The sequence below is a fragment of the Nocardia sp. NPDC060220 genome, assembly GCF_042727815.1.
Classification (GTDB): Bacteria; Actinomycetota; Actinomycetes; order Mycobacteriales; family Mycobacteriaceae; genus Nocardia.
In genome coordinates, this window is record NZ_JBHWZY010000980.1 from 1 (window position 1) to 2,363 (window position 2,363).

The following is a 2,363-nucleotide window of genomic DNA, read 5'->3' on the forward strand; positions in this document are numbered from 1 at the left end:
ATGCCACCGAAACCCACCTGCTTGGGTTCGGCCTCGCCCACGTCGACAGGGAACATCTGGATCATATTGCGTGCGCGGTACTGCTCGTCGGCCACGATGTCGGCGGCGGTGTAGATCGGGCCGCACGGGATGGCCGCGTCATCGAGCAGTTTCAGCGCCTGCGCGCGCGTGTGTTTGCTCGACCATTCCGCGATCGAGGCGTCGAGGCGCTCGCGGTTGCGCCAGCGGCCGTTGTTGTCGGCGAGCTCGGGGTCGACGGCCAGGTCGGGCCGGCCGATCACCTGCATGTACCGCTGGAAGATGGCATCGCCGTTGCCACCGATGATGATGGAGTAACCATCGCTGGTCGGGTAGGCGTTCGACGGCGCGATGCCTTCCATCCGGCCGCCGACCCGCTCCCGGTTGATGCCGTAGGCGAGATGGTCGGGGATCAACGATTCCATCACCGACAGGATCGACTCGTTCAGCGCGACATCGATGATCCGCTCCGCCTGCGGCACCGGACCCGCGACCCGTTCGCGCTGGAACAGTGCCATCACGGTCCCGAACGCCGCGTAGATGCCCGCGATCGAGTCACCGATCGACACCCCGGTGCGCACCGGCGGCCGGTCGGGATCCCCCACCAGCTCACGCAGGCCACCGACCGCCTCCGCGACCGCGGCGAATCCCGGTCGCGCGGCCATCGGCCCGGTCTGGCCGTATGCCGAGATCCGCGTGATCACCAGCTTCGGGTTCGCTTCCTCGAGCGCCTCGGGCCCCAGCCCCCACTTCTCGAGCATTCCGGGCCGGAAGTTCTCCAGCAGCACATCGCACTGTTTCACCAGATCGAGCACGATCGCGCGCCCCGCCTCGGTCCGCAGATCCAGCACGATCGATTTCTTGTTGCGGTTGACGGTGCGATACAGCATCGAGGTATCGCCACCGTACAACCGCCAGTTGCGTAATTCGTCGCCCGTGCCGGGGCGTTCCACCTTGATCACCTCGGCGCCGAAATCGCCGAGGATACGTCCGGCAGTGGGAGCGGCAACATAGTTACCGAGTTCCAGGACGCGAACACCGTCCAACGGCCGAATACTCATACAGGCAGTATCGCAGTGCGACCCCCGGTGACGCCGGGCACGTGCGGGCCCGGCGGCGAACCGATAGTTCAGCTGGCGAGGAGCTCCACTTCCTCGATGATCGAGTAGTCCTCGGCATTGCCCTTCAACACGGTGCTGGCCTGTCCGTCGACGCCGACCGGGATGTCACCGGCGAGGGTGATCCTGGTGAGGCGACGCGGCTGATCGTTGTAGTCGTCGATGGCGTAGTGCTGAGTGGCGCGGTTGTCCCAGATTGCGACGTCGCCGTCGGACCAGTTCCAGCGGGTGGTGTTCTCCAGGCGGATGACCCGATCCTGGAGCAGACGGAACAGCTGGTCGGACTCACGGGACGGAATCCCGACGAACTGCTTCACGAAATGGCCGAGCAGCAGCGCACGCTCGCCGGTCTCGGGGTGCACCCGCACGACGGGGTGTTCGGTCTCGTACACATCGGACTGGAATTCCGTCGAGTACTCGACCTGTGACGGGCGCACCTTGTCGACCGCTCCGGCGTAGTCGTAGAGATTGGTGTGCACCGCGCGCAGGTTCTCGGCCAGCGCCTTGAGCGGAGCGGGCAGTGAGTTGTAGGCCGCGACCGTGGACGCCCAGGTGGTCGAGCCGCCGTAGGTGGGTAGGTGCTCGGCGCGCAGGATCGACGTCTTCGGCACGCGGTCCACGAACGTCACATCGGTGTGCCAGGAGTTGGCGCGGCTGCGCTCGGAGTCGATGGCCAGGCTCTTCACACCGGCCGACTTCACCGTGGGATGCGGGGTGGTCGGGCTGCCGAGCAGCTCCGCGAATTCGTACTGACCGTCCTCGGTGAGGTGGTTCTGACCGCGGAAGAAGATCACCTTGTGCTCGTTGAGCGCGCGCCGGATCTTCGCTACGGTCGCCGCGTCCAGGTCACCGCCGAGCCGGACACCATCGATCTGCGCGCCGATGTGGGCGCCGAGCTTGGTCACCGTCAGGGTGGCGGGGAGGGCGTGGTCGACCGTCATGGGGATCACCTTCACTGTCGTTCTCGATCGGTTGGTATGCATCAAGCACACCGTGAATCCCGTTCGACAGACAGGGTTTGCCTCGAAGTGATCCCAACGCCGTCAGCCGATGTGCTCCCGCAGGTAGGCCAGGTCCTCGGCGACCCCGTCGGCCGGGGTTTCCAGGATGACCGGCGCACCGGCCGTACGGCAGACCTCGGCCAGCAGTTGCGGGTCGATGGTGCCGTCGGCGAAATTGGCGTGCCGATCGGCGCCGGAGTCGAATTCGTCACGCGAGGAATTCAGG

Annotated in this window: 2 protein-coding genes and 1 pseudogene; all 3 read right to left on the reverse strand. The window is 66.0% G+C overall.

Annotated features, from left to right (window positions below; translation table 11 throughout):
- The coding region (locus ACFWF3_RS32540) for a CaiB/BaiF CoA transferase family protein (protein ID WP_379317687.1) at positions 1 to 1,079 on the reverse strand (1,079 nt) is incomplete at its 3' end.
- Between the two features lie 68 nt (positions 1,080 to 1,147).
- Positions 1,148 to 2,077, reverse strand: a complete 930-nt coding sequence (locus ACFWF3_RS32545; RefSeq protein ID WP_379317689.1) for a TauD/TfdA dioxygenase family protein — start codon at positions 2,075 to 2,077, stop codon at positions 1,148 to 1,150.
- 102 nt (positions 2,078 to 2,179) lie between these two features.
- A pseudogene (locus ACFWF3_RS32550) lies at positions 2,180 to 2,363 on the reverse strand (deoxyribonuclease IV); the annotation flags it as partial.

What these genes read in the sequence shown, in the direction of transcription:
- ACFWF3_RS32545 (WP_379317689.1), bottom strand. Translation starts at nt 2,077, where the DNA reads ATGACGGTCGACCACGCCCTCCCCGCCACCCTGACGGTGACCAAGCTC.